Origin of the sequence: Paenibacillus lactis (genome assembly GCF_017873605.1) — a bacterium.
Lineage (GTDB): Bacteria > Bacillota > Bacilli > Paenibacillales > Paenibacillaceae > Paenibacillus_AQ > Paenibacillus_AQ lactis.
On the sequence record NZ_JAGGKI010000008.1, the window covers coordinates 45,002 to 64,584 of the forward strand.

Consider the following 19,583-nt stretch of genomic DNA (forward strand, 5'->3'; position numbering starts at 1 on the left):
ACGAATTAATGAGTAGGGGTGAGGGTATGAAGTACAGACGTCTCGGCAAAACGGAACTGAAGGTATCGGTAGTCGGCGTAGGAACATGGCAATTTGGCGGTGATTGGGGAAAGGACTTCAACCAAAAGGAAGTCGACGCCATCTTAACCTGTGCGAAGGAGCTCGGTATTAATTTGTTGGATACTGCAGAATGTTACGGGCCGCACCATTTGTCCGAAAAATTTATCGGTGATTTCTTGTCGCGTGACCGCCGCGAGGATTGGGTGATCGCCTCCAAGTTTGGTCATAGATGGCACGAGCATTGGGAGGAAGCCTGGGATGCGAAGCAGATCCGGATTCAGCTCGAGGAATCCCTTAAAGCACTGCGTACGGATTACATCGACCTGTATCAATTTCACTCCGGCTCCGATGCAGTGTTCAATAATGACGATATGTGGACAATGCTGGACAAGCAGGTCCAGGCGGGTACGATACGTCATCTGGGAATTTCCATTGGAAGCAATACGAACCTGTATCAAACCGACAAGGCCGAGGAGCTTAATGCCAAGGCCATTCAGGTCGTCTATAATCGTCTCGATCAAGCGCCGGAGGAGGAGGTTCTTCCATCATGCATACGCCAGGACCTCGGCGTATTGGCGAGGGTGCCGCTTGCAAGCGGGTACTTAAGCGGGAAGTACAAGCCGGGGACGGTATTCAGCGATAATGTGCGCAAGAACCGTGATCAGGACGAGATCAATGCCAAGCTGAAGCTTGTGGAAGAGATTCATAGGAATGAAGTGCCGGAGGGCGTCCCAATGGCCGAATGGGCATTGGCCTGGTGCTTGAAGCATCCGGCCGTCAGCTGTGTCATTCCGGGCTGCAAGAGCGTCGAGCAGGTCGAGATGAATGCGAGAGCGGCAGAGCTGGATATGGTCAGCGACAATCATCCCGGAGCGTGGAAATCATAATAACGATAAATCGAATATGAATTACCGGATCCGTCACGGTGCGATAAGTGACTTGTTGATCCGGTAGTAAGCAAGCAAAAACACGCCTGAAAAGGCGTGTTTTTTGCTGGATTCATCCCCCGCAGCTCGTATATAAATCTATTCATTTTGGAGGGACTAGTACGGGATGATAGACGCTAACCGACAGATTTTGCTATAGTTATGTTATCTTATATAGCTCGAGATTTTCGGGGAGGAACCAGATGAAGCCCATTAATCAACTTAGCGTACAAGACGAATTTGTTGGATTTTACTTATTGAAGGAGCTCAATCTCAGGCAAACGAACGGCACGCCGCCGAAGGACTATTTCGACATCATCCTGTCGGATTCGAGCGGCCAGATATCAGCCAAGTATTGGGACGTGTCGATTCAGGATAAGGAAACGTTCTTTCCGATGCAGCTGGTCAAAATCCGGGGGACTGTCCTCAGCTACCGGGATCAGCCTCAGGTAAAAATCAGCCGGATTCGCAAAGCGACCGAGGAGGACGGGGTATCGATCACTGATTTTGTCAGGGCTGCACCCATACGGCCCATTGATTTGCTGCATACGATCAAGCTGGCAATCCAGGATATTTCGAATCCGGAAGTCAAGCTGATCGTGCAGTATTGCGTGGATAAGGTGGAGGAGAAGCTGATGCATTATCCGGCTGCCAAGACCTATCACCACGCCTATTTTGCCGGTTTGGCCTACCATATTGTGCGCATGCTCGAGATTGGCGATTTCATCTGCAGGCAGCGGCCTTTCCTGAAGCCGGATTTCATCAAGGCCGGCATCATTCTGCATGATATCGCGAAACCCGAAGAGATGATTGCACAGATGGGGATCGTGACGGACTACAGCAATCAAGGCAAGCTGATCGGACATATCGTCCTGGCGTCCAACTGGATCGTCGAAGCCGCCGTCGCGCATCATATTCCGCTCGAATCCGAGGTCGTTCTTGGATTGCAGCATTTGGTCCTGTCCCATCATAATCTGGGAGAGTGGGGAAGCCCGGTTCAGCCGCAGACCGCCGAAGCGGTCGCGCTTCATCATATCGACCTGCTGGACGCCAAGCTGCAGATGGTAGAGGATGCGCTCGATACGACGGCCGAGAGCGAGCCGTGGACGCCGATGGTACGAGGGCTGGACAATAAAGCGATCTACCGGCTTAAGGTCTAGCCAACCCTCAACTTGGGCTATAAGTGATCAAATGATCGCTTGGGATGAAGGATATAAAGGGATGATTTCATTTTGCTCAACTATATTTGGTTGGCAGCAATCGCATGGTTTATGGGGTTCTTCCCTATGCTGGAAATTTTCATAGCGGTCCCGGCTGCCAAAGGTTTAGGGCTGGATATCGTTTCTTCCGTGTTCTGGTGCTGGCTCGGGAATTTTTTCGTGATTCCGTTTATTTCTTATTCTTATGACTGGCTCACCAAATTCGATAAAGTTAAAACCTATTTCATGAAACTGGCAAGCTCCAACGCCTGCAAAAAATTGAATAACGGAGGATTTGCGCTCGTTCTGATTGCAACGCCTTTATTAGGTTCATGGGGAATTGGAGTTGCGGGAAAAATGATCGGCATGGATCGAAAGCGGCTTTTTTTAGCATCAGCCATAGGCATCGCGATATATGGAACGATTGTAGGCATCCTTACTCAACTCGGAATCGAGGCTATTTTCAATCCAAACTAACGTTTTTTAGCAGAGCGTTTAAATCCTATTTTCCTATTAAAAAAAGAAAGAAGAAGGACATCTTCCCAAGAATCCGTACGGATTTAGGAGATGTCCTTTTGCTGTACGCCGGAGGGCTGCAGTCCTCCGAGCGGCAGGGAGAACCGGATGACGGCTCCGCCGTTCACCCGGTTGCCGGCCGATATATTCCCGCCATGATGCCCAACCAGCAGCTTGGCGATATACAGGCCAAGCCCCGAGTGGCCCTTTAGCCTGGCGGAGCGGACGGATCCTTGATAGAACGGCTTGAACACCTGCTCCAGGTGTTGCTCGGCGAATCCGGTGCCGTTATCCGCAACCTCCATCGTGATCTGCGTATCTGCAATTTCCACACGCCATATGATGGTCCCGTTTTCAGGCGTATGCCGGATACTGTTCCCGATCAGATTGTCCAGCACTTGGATGATCCGACCGGGATCGAAGACGACGGGAACCTTGGCGGTCCGTTCATCCTTGAATTCCGTTCGGAATGAGATGCTCTTATGATGGCATAAGGACTCGTATTCGGCTTTTTTCTCATCCATGAATTCCCCGATGTCGAGTGCAACCGGATTCAAGCGAAAGGATACCTGTTCCATTTCGGTGATCGCGTTCATGTCCTGCAAAAGATTCGTGGCACGCGATGTATTGCGCTTGATCACCTGAACGTACCGGTTCCGTTTCTCCTCATGCTCCTCCCCGATCATCCGCTCCAAGTTTTCGGCGTGGCCCTGAATAATCGTCAGCGGCGTGCGCAGGTCGTGGGCCAGCGCGGCAAGCATCGTGCTTCGCTCCTGCTCCAATTGCCATTCCCGCTCGATGGAGCGAGCAAGCTCCCTGCGCATGTCCTCGAATGCGTGTGCCAGCTGGTTGACCTCGATCACCGAAGAGTTTCCGTCCATGGCGAATTGCAAATCACGGGCCTTAATCCGTTCCGCTCCCTGAAGCAGCTGCTTAAGCGGCCCGCCGATGCTCCGGCTAAACCGCCGGCCGAACAGGTAAGTGAAGATGGTGATGAATAGGAACGGAGTCAGGAAAAAAACCAACATTCCAAGAGGAATGAACGGGTTAAACGAGGGATCCGCCGCGCTTACCTTTAACGAATAGCCGACCAGCAGCGCTCCGAGCAGCTCGCCACGGTCCGATAGGACCGGAATGTTCTGAATGATTTGGTTGACGCCGCTTTCCGTTTTATTTAATCGGGACACCAAGTCCTGCTGGGTGTGCTCCTTCTCCAGCGTGAGATTTCCGTACAAGGGTTCGCCTGATAAAGCCATGACCTTATAGGATAACCCCTCGGAAGGGATGAGTCGCTTAAGCTCAGCCTGTCCCTGACCGCTCATGATCGATTCGCCGTTTGTACGCGCATACTCAGAGATGGCAGGGATCTGTGCTTCATAGTGATTAGCCGGAAGCAGGACGCCTTGGTTGAACAAATAGTTGAGAAGAATTATAAGCAGCCCCCACGTTGCAAGCGTTGCGAGCAAACTGCAGGTTAGGATGGAGGCGAAATGACGGGCGAAGGTGCTTTTGATTGACCGCGCCTTCATGATTTCACTTCCCATTTATAGCCGATGCCCCATACGGTTTGAATATAGGTTCTTTCTTCGGATACAGCGGCCAGCTTGGAGCGGATTTTTTTGACATGCTCCGTGATGGTGGCGTCATCGCCCTCTGCGTCATATCCCCACAGCTTCTCGTAGATTTGCTCCCGTGTAAAAACCTGTCCCTGATGCATGGCGAGGAGCTCAAGAATCATGAATTCCTTGTTCGTCAAAACGATCTCCTGCCCCCGGCAGGTTACGGTTCGGCCGAGGCAATCGACCGTTAAAGGCGGAAAGCGGAGGATGCCCTGCTCCTTCTGCGTGCGGATCCGCTGCTCCCGGCGGAGATGGGCGTGAACTCTCGCTTTCAGCTCAGCCATGCTGAACGGCTTCAGTAAATAATCGTCCCCTCCGGCTGCCAAGCCCCGAATGCGGTCTACCTCGCTCTGGCTTGCGCTCAAAAAGACGATCGGGCAGGTCATCGTTTCCCGGAGCACGCGGCATACCTCAAAGCCGTTCATATCGGGCATCATTACGTCCAGGATGATCAAGGAAGGCTCAAGCTTACATAGGCTCAGCGCCTCCTGCCCGCTCGCTGCAGTCAGCACTTGGTAGCCGTCGAGCTCAAGCGCGTCGCGTATAAATGAGACGATGTCCTCTTCGTCGTCGACAAGCAGAATCGTCTCGTTTAATCGGTTCATGTCGTTGTTTTCCTCCAATCGCTAAACCTGCGAGAATCAGGATCTTCATAGTCTATATCAATTTTCTAAAGAAAGAATAAAGAATCCCCCGTTCGTTGAACCAAAATCATAGATCCGGCAACGGGATAGCGGACTTTATAGATTCTTTATCATTGTACCTTAACCTTGGAATACATGGGTAAGGAGGGAAATGAATGGACAGGAATTCGCAACAACGCTTGACGAAGATCGACAGTTTGAGGGGATTGGCGTTATTCGGCATATTTTTAGTCAATATTACGTTCTTTACGACCTCGCTCCAGACGATCTCCTTCGGCGTCGAATTATGGAACGGATGGCTGGATCAAGGACTGATGCTGCTGCGCGGCATTTTGATCGACGGGAAATTCATCTTGATTTTTTCTTTTCTGTTCGGCTTCGGCATGGTGTTAATGCAGGAGAGCAGCCGGAGGAAAGGAGGCCGGTTTCATCGCATATACACGCGCAGGCTGTTGGCCTTGCTGGTGTTCGGGCTGCTGCACGGCCTGCTGATCTGGTATGGCGACATCCTGACACATTACGCCATTCTGGGGTTTGTACTGCTGCTGTTTCACCGCTGTAAGCCGCGTACGCTGCTGATCTGGTCGGTGGCGCTGCTCCTGGTTGTTCCGGTCCTGCTGACGGGAGCCAGCCTGCTGTCACCCGGCGCCGGAAGCCAAGCGTTCGAGCCGATAAGCCAAGCGGATGCCTATCGGATGGGGATTTACTTTCAAGAACGCGATGCGGCCATTTACGGCGAGGGCACGTTTTTTCAGATCACGGCTCAGCGCATCAATGATTACATCGCCTCGTTGTTCAACATGCTTGTCTTTTATCCGCAAATTCTCGGGATGTTCCTGCTGGGCGCTTACTTCTGCAAACAGCGGATTCTTCATGATGCGGACGGAAACCGTAAGATTATAGCAAGACTGATTTTGCTCGGGGCGCTCATCGGTTTTCCGCTTCAAGTGATGATGTCGCTGGCAAAAGGGCTTCCGACCTGGGTCGAAGCGGTCTCCCTGTTCGTGGGGGCGCCGCTGGTGACGCTGGCCTATATCGGTGCATTCGCCCGTTTATACCAGAACAGCCGCTGGAATAACGTGCTGAATGCACTATCCCGCCCGGGAAAAATGGCGTTTACCAATTATTTGCTTCAATCCGTCATCTGCGGTTTGATCTTCTACGGCTACGGGCTCGGGTGGTTCGGCAAGGTCGCGCCCGCGGCGCAAATGCTGCTGGCGTTGTTCATCTTCGCCCTGCAAACGGCGTTCAGTATATGGTGGCTAAGACGGTTTCCAATCGGGCCATTGGAATATGTGTGGCGGCTGGTCACCTATTGGGGGAACCCTGTAAAGCGGAGCGGGCAAGACGTATCGCATCCCCGGCAGCAACGCGGCACCTTATAAAATCTTTAACAGGGTTATTTTACGACTCCTCGTCCCTCGCGGCGGGAGTCTCTTTTTTTGACCATACGAAGCTAGAGGGGGTTCCCATGAAGTCTCTTCAATGACTTCGAGGCGGTTTGACTGCCGCTCTTGCTAATCGGAACAAGAGGGAGCCGTATACAGGACAGAAGGCTCGTTTAAGCATGAAAATCGTATTATATAATTTGAAAGTGCATTATCAATATTTAAGATGAGTTGTGCGATCCTGAAAGGATTGCGTTATGATGCTAGGTATAACACGATGGAGGTGGAGGGATATGGCAGGATCGGCAATGATGCGTGACAGACGATTCATGCGCAGAAGAGTGTTTATGACTTTGCTGCTGTCGTACTTATTGATCTTGCTTTTTCCGGGGCTTGTTTTTGCCGCAGTCTATAATCGAATCGAGGGCGTCATGGTAGATAACGCGAATAAGCTGAACCAGGCTTTGATTCAGCAGGCGCAGCAGATTGTTGACAGCAAACTAGAGGAGATGTACCAGCTTTCACGCAACATTACGTCCCATCCAGATATGAAAGCGCTTTTAAGCATGGATGGCATAACGAACGGCAAAGAGAACTATGCCTTCTACAATTTCATGGAGGAAATACAGCGGTACAAAAACAACAACAGCTTTGTCCGCGAACTGTACATCTACTTCCGGAACAGCGACATCGTTCTGACGCCGGGTCTGAAAACGAGTGCCCATTTGTTCTATTCGAGGCTTTACGCATACAATGGCATGACGTATGAGCAGTGGAAGGACCAAATATTGAATGCTCCTCATTATAATTCATTTCTTCCGGTGGAACCCATCGGCCGGCCCAATGATAAAACGGAAATGCTGACCTATGTTCACTCGTTGCCGTCGGGCGAGAGACGCGCTCCCGAAGGCGCCTTGGTGATGTTAATCGATAAACGGCAAATTCATACATGGCTGGAGGAAATCACCCGGTCGAATCAAGGGACGATCTATATTAAGAACGCTGAAGGGCAGGTTTTGCTGCATACGGGAAGCGGCGAGAGCCTTATGACAATGCAGGAGGGGAATCCGAGCACGATCAGCGTGTCGGCTCATTCCGCGCGCAGCGGGTGGGAGTATGTGTCCGCTGTGCCGGATGAGGTATTTTGGGGAAAAGTAGGGACCGTCAAAAACTGGGCGCTCAGCGTGCTGTTCATCTATTTATTCGGGGGGATCGGCGCCTGCGCCTTCTTAACCTATCGGGCGTATCAGCCGGTGCGGGAAATCATCCGATTGATTTCGGAAAAAAAGCAGCCGAGCCCTTCCGCTTACGGCAACGAATACGAATTCATCAAGACTGCCGTGAAGGATGCTTTTGTCCAGAAGGATGCAATAAACGACAGGCTCAAGGAGCAGGTGCCCGTCATCCGCTCCCACTTCCTGCAGCGGCTGCTGAAAGGTCATGTGGATGCCCAAGCGGTATCGGACCATTCGCTGGAATTCATGGAGATCGGGTTCAGGCATGCTTACTTTGGCGTCGCGTTGATCAAGCTGTGCGGAATGGGAGCGGAGGAACAGGAGAAGACGGAGAGGGTCTGGGCGATCATGCGTTTTCTGACAGGGAAGCTCGTGGAAGACCACCCGCTTTACTGTTTTCATTGCGTGGAGCTGGACAAGGATCTGGTTGCCGTCGTACTCAATGTTTCCGAGAAGGATCACCATCAAAAAGCATCGCTGTACGAATGGCTGGGGAATATTCAGGAACTGATCAGCGGGCAGTTCGAGACCGGCGTGATCGTTGCCTTGAGCGATCTCCACCCGGGCATGGAACAGGTCCCCGTATGTATGGACGAAAGCATGAAAGCGCTGGATTATTCCATTTTCACGGAGAACCGGTCCGTGCTCGTCTACGATGATATGAAGCACAGGTCGGGACTGGTCTACGATTTCCCGGTGGACACCGAGGTTCAGATCATTCACGCGGTGAAGAACGGGGAAACGGAAAAGGTCGAGCAGCTAATTGGAAACCTATACCGCAGCAATTTAGAGATGGAGCATAAGGAGCCGGAGCTGGCGAGACTGCTGTTCGCCAATCTGCTCAGCACGCTGCTCAAGCTTTTGAACGCCCTGAATCTAAAATACGAGGATCTGTTCGAACCCGGGCTGAAACCGCTGGAGGTCATCAACAAAGCGGATAGCGTCGAGGACATGTATGCCTTTGTGCTGTCGCTCTTTCAACAAGTTTGCGAGCAGGTGCGAAAGAAACGTGTAAACAATGCATCGGCGGTCGTGGATAAGGCCAAGGCCTATTTGGAGCAGAACGCGGATGACGCCATGCTGAGCCTGGCCGCGGTTGCGGAGCATTTTCACATTACGCCTCAGTATCTGTCCGGGCTGTTCAAGAAGAGCAGCGGCATGAACATGTCGGACTATCTCGCCCAGATCCGCATTCGAAAGGCCAAGGAACTGATGAACGACCCGGATATTACCATTTCTCAAATCGCCCGCCTCGTCGGATACAACAATGATGTCGGATTCATCCGCGTATTCAAAAAGCATGAAGGGATCACGCCGGGGAAATACAAAACATTGGTTGAAAACAAGTAGTTGTCTAGCAACTGCTTGTTTTCTGTTTATGCACTCTAATTTGTTACATGTGAGTTAATAAATATCACATAACGTGAAGGTTATAGAACGATTTCGTAAACATTGTAAACGAAATATTAAAAATTGCGTCTTCATTCTGAAGAAATGTAAACGGTATTAGAAATTTTGGCAATGTACGAAAGCGCGACCATTCCCTAAAATTCAAGGAGAACCCGATAAGGGGAGCGATATTCGCAGGATGAACACGAGGAGGGGGAATAGTTAAAATGAAAAACCGAAATGTCATATTTGTTTCCCTAATAATGTCATTTGTATTGGCATTAACGGGCTGCAGCGGAGGTGGAGGCAAATCTGATTCCGACCAAAACGGCGAAGCCGATCCGGCCAAGACGCAGCAGGAAGGGACGCCGAAGGAGGTCGGCTATCCGGAAAGTCTGACGTACTGGGTAACGTTGAATTCCAACGCTTCCGCAACCCTTCAAAATGCCGGTGAGATCAAGGCATATCAAAAGCTGGAGGAAATGACGGGAACCAAGGTGCAGTTCCAGCACCCTCCGGCAGGATCGGAGCAGGACTCCTTCAACATCATGGTATCGTCCGGCGATCTGCCCGACGTGATCGAGCACAACTGGTCCGCCGTTTCGGGCGGTCCCGACAAGCTGATTGGAGACGGCACCCTGATTCGCCTCAATGAGCTTATTGATCAGCATGCCCCGAATTTAAAGAAGGTGCTCGACGAAAATCCGGAGTATCGCAAAATGATTACTTCGGACGACGGAAATATATACGTGTTTCCGTTTCTGCGGGGCGACGACTACCTGTTGACCTACAACGGGCTGATCATCCGCCAGGATTGGCTGGACAAGCTGGGACTTGGCATGCCGGAAACGATCGAAGAGTGGCATACGGTTCTGACCGCTTTCAAGAACGACGATCCGAACGGGAACGGACAGGCCGATGAAATCCCGCTTCGCCTGGATCCGGGTCAGCTCTCTATGAATAAGGCGTTTCTGGGGGCATGGGGGATCACCGACTCCTTTTACCAAGTGGACGGGGTCGTAAAATACGGTCCGATCCAGCCGGAATTCAAGGAATTTTTGCAAACGATGAGCCGGTGGTATGCCGAAGGCCTGATCGACCCGGATTATCTCTCAGGAGACTCCAATCTGTGGGACGCCAAAATTACGAACAACACGCTGGGCGCCTTCACCGGCTATACGGGCAGCGGCATCGGCCGCTATCTGCAGATGATGGAAGGGAAGGGCGGCGGCTTTGATCTTGCCGGCGCGCCGAACGTGGCCTTGAAGAAGGGGGAGACGCCGCCGCTGGGCCAGAAGGATTCTCCGTTTACGGGGTACGGCGCCGCCATCACATCCAAAAACCAGAACCCGGAGGCCACCGTCAAATGGCTTGATTACAAGTACGGGGAGGAAGGATCACTGCTGTTCAACTTCGGCATCGAGGGAGAAAGCTACGAGATGGTTGACGGGTACCCGACGTATACCGAGCAAATCACGAAAAACGATAGTCTTCCGATTGCGCAGGCCTTGGCGCAGTATGCGATGGCCGGATACTCCGGTCCGTTCGTCCAGGATCGCAGGTATATGGAGCAGTATTCCTCGCTGCCGCAGCAAGCGTCGGCCATCGAAGCCTGGATGAATGCCAAGAACGACCGCTTGATGCCGGTCATTTCCCCGAACGAAGAGGAATCGGCCCGGTACGCATCCATCATGAACGATGTGAAAACCTACTACGACGAAATGCTGAACAAATTTATCATGGGCGTGGAGCCGATCGACCAATTCGAAGCCTTCGTCGAAACGATTAAAGGCATGGGAATCGAAGAGGCCGTCGCCATTCAGCAGGCCGCGCTGGACCGCTATAACAGCCGTTAACAATGACTTGTTTGAATCAAGAAGCCGGGACCGCACCGATATATGGGCTCCGGTCAACCTTAGCAAATAGCATAAAGGAGGGACAACTGTGGAGTTAGGCAGGAAGGATGCAGCATCCGCCCGAATCAGCCAACCCTTCGGCGTAAGAGTCAGGAAGGATTTCAAGCGCAATCGGTTGATTTACCTCATGCTGCTGCCCGTCGTGGCTTTTTATGCCATCTTTCATTACGGGCCGCTGTACGGGCTTCAGATCGCCTTCAAGAACTTTTCTCCGGGCAAAGGCATCTGGCATAGCGAATGGGTAGGCTTTCAGCATTTTCAGGATTTTTTCACCGGCTTTTTCTTTGAGCGGGTATTGCGAAATACGGTGTTACTCGGCTTATATGACCTGATCTTCGTGTTTCCCGCCTCCATCCTATTGGCGCTTATGCTAAATGAAGTGCGAAGCCGCTTCTTTAAGCGGACCGTGCAATCCATCACCTATATCCCCCACTTTATTTCCGTCGTGGTCGTGGTGGGGATGATGGTCGATTTCATGTCGACGGACGGACTGATCAATCAGATCATCCAGTTTTTTGGAGGGAAAGGGGTCCCGTTTCTGCGGCTGCCGGAATGGTTCCGGACGCTCTTTACGACTTCGGCGATTTGGCAGGGCGTCGGTTGGGGCTCGATCATATATCTGGCGGCAATCTCGAACATCGACCCTTCTCTTTACGAGGCTGCTAAAGTGGACGGAGCCGGCCGCTGGAAGCAGATGCTCCGCATTACGCTGCCCGGCATCATGCCGACGGTGATCATTTTGTTCATCTTGCGGATCGGCAGCTTCATGGTCTTACAGGATGAGAAGATTCTGTTGATGTACAATCCGTCCACGTACGAAACGGCGGATGTCATCGGCACATACGTGTACCGCAAGGGGATATTGGAGGCGAGCTACAGCTACGCCGCAGCCGTGGGCATGTTTAATTCGCTCATTAACATGGCGCTGCTGCTGGGAGCGAATTATATCAGCAAACGCTATTCCGATACGAAGCTGTGGTAGTAGAAGGAGGCAGACAGCATGGTGCATAAAAAAAGCTTTGGCGAGCATGCGTTTGATATAACCAATGTCGTTCTGCTGTTCACCTTGTCGGCCGTTACGCTGTACCCGATCGTTTACGTGCTGTTCGCTTCGATCAGCGATCCGAACCAGTTCGTGCAGCACCGGGGGATTTTGTGGTGGCCGGCCGGATTTTCCTTGGATTCCTACAAAATGGTGTTTGAGAATCCGAACATTCTAAACAGTTATCTGAACACGTTGTTCTATGTCGTCGCAGGAACGACGCTTAATATGGTGATGACTGCGCTCGGGGCTTACGGGCTATCCCGCCGGAACGTGATGTGGGGCAGCTTGATCATGATATTGATCGTGTTGACGATGTTCTTTGACGGTGGCCTCATTCCCAAGTATTTGATCGTTCAAGGACTGGGCTTGACGGATACCTATTTGGCATTAATTATCCCGAGTGCCATGACCACCTGGAATTTGATTGTGATGCGGACCGCTTTCCAAAGCGTGCCGGTATCGCTAGAGGAGGCGGCCCGCATCGACGGGGCCAATGACTGGACGATTCTATGCCGGGTGGTCATCCCGCTCTCGATGCCGGTGATGGCCGTCATGATTCTGTTCTATGGCGTGTGGCATTGGAATAAGTGGTTTGATGCGCTCATCTATTTGAGAGATCGGGATTTGTTTCCGCTTCAGCTCATTTTGCGGGAGATTCTGGTCCAGAACGATACGAACAGCATGATGACCTCGGTTGGCGGGGGAGACCGAATGCCCGTGGCGCAGACGATCAAGTATGCAACCGTAATGGTTGCAACGCTGCCGATCCTGTTCTTGTATCCGTTTTTGCAGAAATATTTCGTCAAAGGCGTCATGGTCGGCGCGATTAAGGAATAGGAGGGGAAACGGCATGTGGGAGCAGGCTATGGAGGACGCATGGAAGAAGACGCTTGGCAACCTTCGTCGTGCCCCCGGCTTGTTCCCCCACATTACCTCGGAGAAGAGGTATGAATGGGGGGAGAACCGGGATTGGATCGAGGGATTTTATACCGGGATGACCTGGCTCTGCTACGAATATACCGGGAAAGAGGAGTTCAGGGAATCAGCGCTTATGCAGGTGGAGAGCTTTCGGGAACGGCTGCATGTGACCCGGCGCAACCTGGATCATCATGACATCGGTTTTTTGTATCAGCCCTCCGCCGTGGCGGCATGGATCATCGACCGGGACGAGGCTGCCAGAACGCTTGCGCTGGAGGCGGCGGAGCATTTGATGCTTCGCTGGCGTCCCGAAGGGCGTTACCTGCAGGCATGGGGACCGAAAGGCGACCCGCAGAACGGCGGTCGAATCATCATCGACTGCATGATGAATCTGCCGCTGCTGTACTGGGCGTTCGAACAGACTGGCGACATGCGGTACCGTGAGGCCGCGGAGCACCAGGCGGACAAAAGCCGCCGTTATTTAATGCGGGGCGACGATTCGTCATATCATACGTTTTATTTCCGGGAGGAGAGCGGGATTCCGATCGGAGGCGGAACGCATCAGGGGTATCATGACGGATCCACCTGGTCCAGGGGACAGGCGTGGGCCGTGTACGGGTTCGCGTTATCCTATCGCTATACGCAAAATCGAGAATACCTGGAGACCGCGATAAGAGCCGCCCGGTATTTTATCGGACGCCTTCCGTCAGATGGAATTCCATATTGGGATTTTGACGCGGAGATTGCGGAAGATACGCCCCGTGACAGCTCGGCATCAGCCATTGCCGTCTGCGGCATGCTGGAAATCCGCTCGCTGCTGGAAGAAGACGATCCGATCAGGGCTGAGCTCGGCTCCGCGGCCGATCGTCTGCTGAAAGCGCTGGTCGAACGCTGTGCGACCCTGGACGACGACGGTGCGGAAGGGCTGTTGAAGCACGGATCGTACCATGTGCGGGGCGGGAGAGGTCCTGATGATTATATGATTTGGGGCGATTATTTTTATGTGGAAGCGCTGATGCGCAGCATCAACGGGAAAGCGGGGTACTGGTATGAACGACAGCGCGTTTGAGACCCGGGCGCTGAGTTCGTTGTCGAAAGTGTTTACGGATTCGGAATTGAATGATCCGCCATGTCGACGGACAAGCGCCTTGCGGCGGGAAATCGTGTCCTTTCAAACCGCCTACCGCACAGGGGAAAGGCTGAGGGATGTGCGTGTCGAGGCAAAGGCCCCCGAAGGGTTATCCGTATCGGTGTATGCGGTCGGGCTGGTTCCGTCCGAATTTCCGATTTATCCGGACCATGACGGGCATATCCTGCGGTCGACGCCGGGGCTCTACCCCGATCCGTTGTACCCGCTGGATCCGGAGAATAGGGTTCATTCCCCGGGAAATCAGTGGCGGTCCGTATGGTTGGAGGTTCAGGTGACGGAGCGGGCCGAACCCGGCATTCATGCGATCGAGGTCGTCTTTTATTCCCAGCATGGGGAAGAGCTTGGCGGGGAACGGTTTGAAGTGGATGTGATCCCGGCTTCCCTGCCGAAGCAGCGGCTGATCCGGACGGAATGGTTCCACTGTGACGGTCTGGCACAATTTTACGGGGTGGAGGTGTTTTCGGAGGAGCATTGGCGCTTGATTGAGCGGTACGTCGAGACTGCGGCGGAGCATGGCATCAATATGCTGCTTACTCCGCTGTTCACGCCGCCGCTGGATACCGCCGTAGGAGGAGAGCGGCTGACGGTCCAGCTTGTGGATGTGGAGAAGTCCGGTGACGGATATGCTTTCGGCTTCGATAAGCTGGAGCGCTGGATCAAGATGGGGCAGCGGCTTGGCATCGAATATTTCGAATTTTCGCATTTGTTTACCCAGTGGGGAGCAGCTCATGCGCCGAAGATTATGGTCCGGGAGGACGGGGAGACGAGGCGCCTCTTCGGTTGGGACACGGATGCGCTCGGGGCGGAGTATCGGGAATTCCTAGCCCGGTTTCTAAAGGAGCTTGTACAGCTGATCCGAGGGCTTGGCATTGAGGACAGGATATTCTTCCATGTATCGGACGAGCCCCATTTGGAGCATCTGGAGACTTACCGGAAAGCGGCGGAAATCGTGGATGTAGCGGTGGGAGATTATCCCCGGATCGACGCACTGTCCGATTATGCGTTTTATAAGGAGGGGCTGGTTCCGAATCCGATTCCGGCGACGGACAAGCTTCAGCCGTTTCTCGAATCCGGAGTTGCCCCCCTGTGGACCTATTATTGCTGCAGCCAATATAAACAGGTGGCAAACCGCTTCTTCTCCTTTCCGTCCGAGCGGAACCGCATCCTCGGGCTGCAGCTGTATAAGTACCGGATTAAGGGCTTCCTCCATTGGGGCTTCAATTTCTGGAACTCCCAATACTCTAAGCGGCCGGTGAACCCCTATCTGACCACCGATGCGGATATCGGCTATCCATCCGGCGATGCCTTTCTGGTATATCCGGGCGAGGACGGTCCCGTATGCTCCTTACGGATGAAGGTATTCCGCGAAGCGCTGCAGGATCTCAGGGCGCTTGAGCTGCTGGAGCAAACCATCGGGAGGGACGAAGTTCTTAACATGATTGAGGTGTCGCTCGAAGCGCCGCTGTCCTTTGAGCGCTACCCGCGGGATGCTGGATGGCTGCTGGATTTGCGAAACGCCGTTAACGAGCAAATCAGAGCAAGTATGATGGAACGATAAACCCGAAGTAAATCCTTGTGAGAGGGAGGAATGGATGATGAGCTTCAACTTCAAGCGCCGGCTGTCCATGGTTCTGGTCATCGCGCTTACGGCGGGGGTGTTTCCTGCGGCGGGAAGGCCTGTTTCGGCTCAAGGGGCGGCACCGGCCGGCAATTTGCTAATGAATTCGGATTTTGAAGCCGTAACGGCCAAGTCCACCTGGCTGGACCAGGTCGCGCCGGAGCATGTCAGCGAATGGAGGGCGGCCGGAAACCCGGTGTTCGCGGTGGATCAGGACGTGTATTATAGCGGGAGCCGCTCGGTTTCCATTTCCGGCACCGCTTCCGGCACCGACCGGGGAGCGATTACGCTGCCTGCGGCAGGGATTGAAGCCGGCAAGAGCTACTTGCTCACCGGCATGTATAAGCTCGAGCAGGTGACGGATCAGGTCGTGGTACGCTTTCAGTACAAGCGGAACGGCTCGAGCAGCATCAGCTATGCGGTCCAAGGGCAGAAGGGAACCCGGGATTGGACCCGCTTCAGCCATGTCATCCATGTCGCTTCCGATATGGATGCCAGCCCGCAGGGAAAGGTGGAGGCGTTTCTGGAAAAATCGGCGGGCACGGTATGGTTCGACCAGCTTTCCCTTCGGGAATATGTCCCGCTTGAGGAATTTACGCTCGATCCGCAGATCATCAGCTTGAGAACGGGCGAAGCCGGACGCATTCAGGCATCCTTTGCACCGGAGAATGCGTCCGATACCTTCCTGGAGTGGAGCTCCTCCAACACGGTCACGGCGTCGGTGTACCAGACGGGAGAGGTCGCGGCGCATCATGCGGGTTATTCGGTCATTTCCGCCGCCTCCCATTCGTCGGGCGTAACGAGGCAGGCCGTGGTCACGGTGGACACTCCACCCGGGTTGACTGCCGAGCCCTATGCGGGCACCGTGAATGAAAACGGCGTTTTGGACGGGCAGCTGACCGCTGCGGACAGCTCCGGTACCTCCGGCGGCTCCGTTTCCTTTGAGCTGGCGGCGGCGCCCCGCCACGGCACGGTAAGCGTCTCTTCCGACGGTTCGTTCCGCTATTACCCGAACCGGGATTACGCCGGCCCGGATTCCTTCCTGTTTGTGGCCATCGGCAAGGAGGGAGGGCCCGCCGCCGCGGCGGCCATGATCGAGGTGCTGCCGAAGGACGGGCCGCCCGTGCTTGACCTCCTGTGGTACTCCACCGGGAAGAACACGCCATTAGAAGGGCGGATAGGCCGTCTTCTCTCGGAGGAGGCTGTGGAGTGGACGCTGACCGGCGCTCCGCGCGGCGAAATGTCTCTAGCTTCGGACGGTTCGTTTACTTATACGCCTGCCTCGAATGATGTCGGCTACGATTCATTTGAAGTGACGGCAACGACGGCGTCGGGGAAATCGGCTACGGGCAAGGCCTATATTTTTGTTATACCGGATGAGACAGACTTGATGGGGAAGCTTGCATCCAGCGGCAACGAAGGCGTCCATCCGCGCGTTCTGGCGAATGCGGAGGATTTTGCCCTAACCCGCAGCCTGATCGGCAAGGATGAATACGTCACGGCTTGGTTTGAGCAGCTGAAGCGGGAAACGGATCGGCTGCTGGATGCGGAGCCGTACGGTTATCTTCCGAACGGGGGGAGCAACAGCAATGTGCGGGATTTGCTGATCCGTACGGCGATGATGTACCGGCTAACCGGGGATGAGGCTTACGCACAGCGGGCCGTGCAGGAACTTGAATCCGCCGCGTCGTTCCCGGATTGGGGAGGCCGCTATAACAATATGCTCTCCTTAACGTATATGACGCTTGGATTTACGCTCGCTTACGACTGGCTGTACGACGCCATGACGGAACAAGAGCGGAGCATGGTCCGGGAGGCGGTCATGAAGCATGCGTTCAGTCATGCACTCGCTTGGTACCGTGGGGAATTCACCCATAATGGGGAGTTCAACAACATCAATTTCGTGGATAACGGCAGCTTTGCCGTTGCGGCGCTCGCCATGCTCGGCGATGACGAGAAAGCGACTCAAGCCGGACTGGAAATTCTCCGGGGGTCCTACGGCAAGCTGCAGCATACGCTTCGATTCTTCGCGGAGGACGGCTCATGGCCTGAAGGGCCGCATTATTGGCAGTACGGGACCGAGTTCCTTTTTTATAAGATTGCTGCAATGCATAATACGCTCGGAACCGACTATGGCTTGGCGGAGCTGAAGGGCGTGAAGGCATCGGGGGAATATCCGCTGCATTTATGGGGGCCGGGAGGATTTTTTAACTTTTACGATTCGGCAACGCCGAACGTGCATCCCCAAACGCTCTGGATGGCCGATTTCTACGATCAGCCGCATTACGCCTGGTATGCGGGGGAGCTGACCCGGCGGGAAGGGGCTTTTTCCCCGTACTATCTGCTGTTCTACCGCCCGGGCATGTTTGACGAGCAGCCGGCAGCGCTCGACCGGGTATTTACCGGAATCGAATCGATATCCATGCGCAGCGGCTGGTCAAATCTGAACGATGCGTATGCCTCGATAAAGGGGTTTAACGATACGCTGCTCAGCCATATCGATATGGACGCCGGCACCTTTGTATTTGATGCGCTGGGAGAACGCTGGGCAACCGATTTGGGGATGGAGAATTACAGTCTCCCCGGCTTCTGGGATTATGCCGGCGGTCAACGCTGGACTTATTACCGCAAAGGCGCGCAGGGGCAGAACGTCATGGTCATCAATCCGCAAGAAAACCCTGTGTTTATGCAGGATTACGGCGCCAAGGCACCGCTTGTCCGGAGCGAATCCAAGCCTCGCGGCGCATTTGGCGTGATCGACCTGACCGAGCGGTATCCGAAGGATGCATGGTCCTACAAGCGGGGATTGATGCTGACCGGCGATCGCGAGCAATTGATTGTTCAAGACGAGTTCGAACTCAAGTCGCCGTCCGAGCTGTATTGGTTCATGCACACGGAAGCCGAGATCGACGTGCTCGGCAGCGGACAAGAGGCCGTGTTGACGCAGAACGATAAGAAATTGTACGTGCGGATGCTGGACGCTCCGGAGGGAGCGGCGTTTAGCGCGATGAAGGCTGAGCCGCTGGAAGGGACGCCGAATCCTTCGGGGCAAACCGTCAATCACGGCATTCGGAAGCTGGCCGTCCATATGGAGGGCGTGACCGGAGGACGTCTGTCCCTGTGGATGGTTCCGCTGACAGCCTCGGCACCGCTGCCGGAAGTGTCTCCGGACGTCCGCAGCCTCGATGATTGGACGATCCCGGATGGTCCGCTGCCTGAGAAGGTTCCGCTGCCTGAAGCCGAATCCATCCTCGTGGACGGGACCCCTCTCGCCGGATTTGACCCGCAGCGCACGTATTACGAATGGACAGTGCCGTACGGGGAGCGGTCGAAGGTGCCGAAGGTCGAGGCGGTGTCCGGTCATGAGGTTTCGGTCCAGACGGCTGAAAGTATTCCGGGAAAAACCTATATTGACGTGACCGATCCGTCGAGGCCGGAAGTGAGCAACCGATATACGATTGCCTTTACGGTCGGACCTTTGATCGGCGATCCCCCTCCGGGCTTCCGTCTGCCGGTCCGGGAGGTCACGGCCAGCGCAGTCCCTCAGGCGAACCAAGGCCATACGCCCGATAAAACGATGGACGGAGACATGATTACCCGCTGGACCTCGGAGGGACCGCAGTGGATTCAGTATGACCTCGGCGAGGCCAAGCAGGTTGGAGCGGTATCGATCGCGTTTTTCAGCGGAAATACGAGAAAGTCCTATTTCACCATCGATGTTTCAGTGGACGGTGTTCATTGGGAGCAGGTGTATGCAGAGGGGGTCAGCTCGGGATTGACGGCCGAACCGGAGGTGTTCCTTTTTCCGGAAGTCACCGCGAGGTATATCCGGATTAACGGTTCGGGCAATACCTCGAATCAATGGAATAATTACGCGGAGGTCGGCATATTTAAGCCGATGAGGGGAAACGCGGAAAACAGCATTTTACGTGATGCAGGTTAAGGAAGCATCTATAGCCT

The 19,583-nt window shown here is 54.0% G+C and carries 13 protein-coding genes; 11 read left to right on the plus strand and 2 right to left on the minus strand.

What is annotated here, in order from left to right; translation table 11 throughout:
- Positions 1 to 26 precede the first annotated feature (26 nt).
- The 3 genes from J2Z18_RS15950 (at position 27) to J2Z18_RS15960 (ending at position 2,662) form a co-directional block, all read left to right on the plus strand.
- On the plus strand, positions 27 to 947 hold the full coding sequence (locus J2Z18_RS15950) for an aldo/keto reductase (protein WP_007127517.1): 921 nt from the start codon (positions 27 to 29) through the stop codon (positions 945 to 947).
- Between the two features lie 242 nt (positions 948 to 1,189).
- Positions 1,190 to 2,146 (plus strand): 3'-5' exoribonuclease YhaM family protein, encoded by a 957-nt coding sequence (locus J2Z18_RS15955; protein WP_007127518.1) that lies wholly within the window; start codon positions 1,190 to 1,192, stop codon positions 2,144 to 2,146.
- 72 nt (positions 2,147 to 2,218) lie between these two features.
- Entirely contained in the window at positions 2,219 to 2,662 is a 444-nt protein-coding gene (locus J2Z18_RS15960; RefSeq protein ID WP_007127519.1) for a small multi-drug export protein, read from the plus strand.
- 83 nt (positions 2,663 to 2,745) lie between these two features.
- Here the strand turns inward: J2Z18_RS15960 and J2Z18_RS15965 are convergent, their stop codons facing one another.
- Positions 2,746 to 4,230: a sensor histidine kinase gene (locus J2Z18_RS15965; RefSeq protein ID WP_144878841.1), complete on the minus strand. Its 1,485-nt coding sequence runs from the start codon at positions 4,228 to 4,230 to the stop codon at positions 2,746 to 2,748.
- Positions 4,227 to 4,925: a response regulator transcription factor gene (locus J2Z18_RS15970; protein WP_007127521.1), complete on the minus strand. Its 699-nt coding sequence runs from the start codon at positions 4,923 to 4,925 to the stop codon at positions 4,227 to 4,229. Before J2Z18_RS15970 ends, J2Z18_RS15965 begins: the two co-directional genes overlap by 4 nt.
- A 194-nt stretch (positions 4,926 to 5,119) precedes the next feature.
- Here J2Z18_RS15970 and J2Z18_RS15975 point away from each other — a divergent pair, with 194 nt between their 5' ends.
- The 8 genes from J2Z18_RS15975 (at position 5,120) to J2Z18_RS16010 (ending at position 19,566) form a co-directional block, all read left to right on the plus strand.
- Positions 5,120 to 6,349 carry a DUF418 domain-containing protein gene (locus J2Z18_RS15975; protein ID WP_007127522.1) on the plus strand — a complete coding sequence of 410 codons (1,230 nt, stop codon included), beginning with the start codon at positions 5,120 to 5,122 and terminating at the stop codon, positions 6,347 to 6,349.
- 296 nt (positions 6,350 to 6,645) lie between these two features.
- Positions 6,646 to 8,937: an AraC family transcriptional regulator gene (locus tag J2Z18_RS15980; protein WP_186311159.1), complete on the plus strand. Its 2,292-nt coding sequence runs from the start codon at positions 6,646 to 6,648 to the stop codon at positions 8,935 to 8,937.
- A gap of 266 nt (positions 8,938 to 9,203) precedes the next feature.
- Positions 9,204 to 10,832, plus strand: a complete 1,629-nt coding sequence (locus tag J2Z18_RS15985; protein WP_007127524.1) for an extracellular solute-binding protein — start codon at positions 9,204 to 9,206, stop codon at positions 10,830 to 10,832.
- Positions 10,833 to 10,920: 88 nt separating this feature from the next.
- Positions 10,921 to 11,874 carry an ABC transporter permease gene (locus tag J2Z18_RS15990; protein WP_007127525.1) on the plus strand — a complete coding sequence of 318 codons (954 nt, stop codon included), beginning with the start codon at positions 10,921 to 10,923 and terminating at the stop codon, positions 11,872 to 11,874.
- Between the two features lie 18 nt (positions 11,875 to 11,892).
- Positions 11,893 to 12,774, plus strand: a complete 882-nt coding sequence (locus tag J2Z18_RS15995) for a carbohydrate ABC transporter permease (RefSeq protein WP_007127526.1) — start codon at positions 11,893 to 11,895, stop codon at positions 12,772 to 12,774.
- A 13-nt stretch (positions 12,775 to 12,787) separates the two neighbouring features.
- Positions 12,788 to 13,924, plus strand: a complete 1,137-nt coding sequence (locus J2Z18_RS16000) for a glycoside hydrolase family 88 protein (RefSeq protein WP_007127527.1) — start codon at positions 12,788 to 12,790, stop codon at positions 13,922 to 13,924.
- Positions 13,905 to 15,563, plus strand: a complete 1,659-nt coding sequence (locus J2Z18_RS16005; protein WP_007127528.1) for a DUF4091 domain-containing protein — start codon at positions 13,905 to 13,907, stop codon at positions 15,561 to 15,563. Before J2Z18_RS16000 ends, J2Z18_RS16005 begins: the two co-directional genes overlap by 20 nt.
- A 34-nt stretch (positions 15,564 to 15,597) precedes the next feature.
- The gene (locus J2Z18_RS16010; protein WP_210095002.1) at positions 15,598 to 19,566 is read left to right on the plus strand and encodes a discoidin domain-containing protein; all 3,969 of its coding nucleotides are present in this window, start codon (positions 15,598 to 15,600) and stop codon (positions 19,564 to 19,566) included.
- Positions 19,567 to 19,583 lie beyond the last annotated feature (17 nt).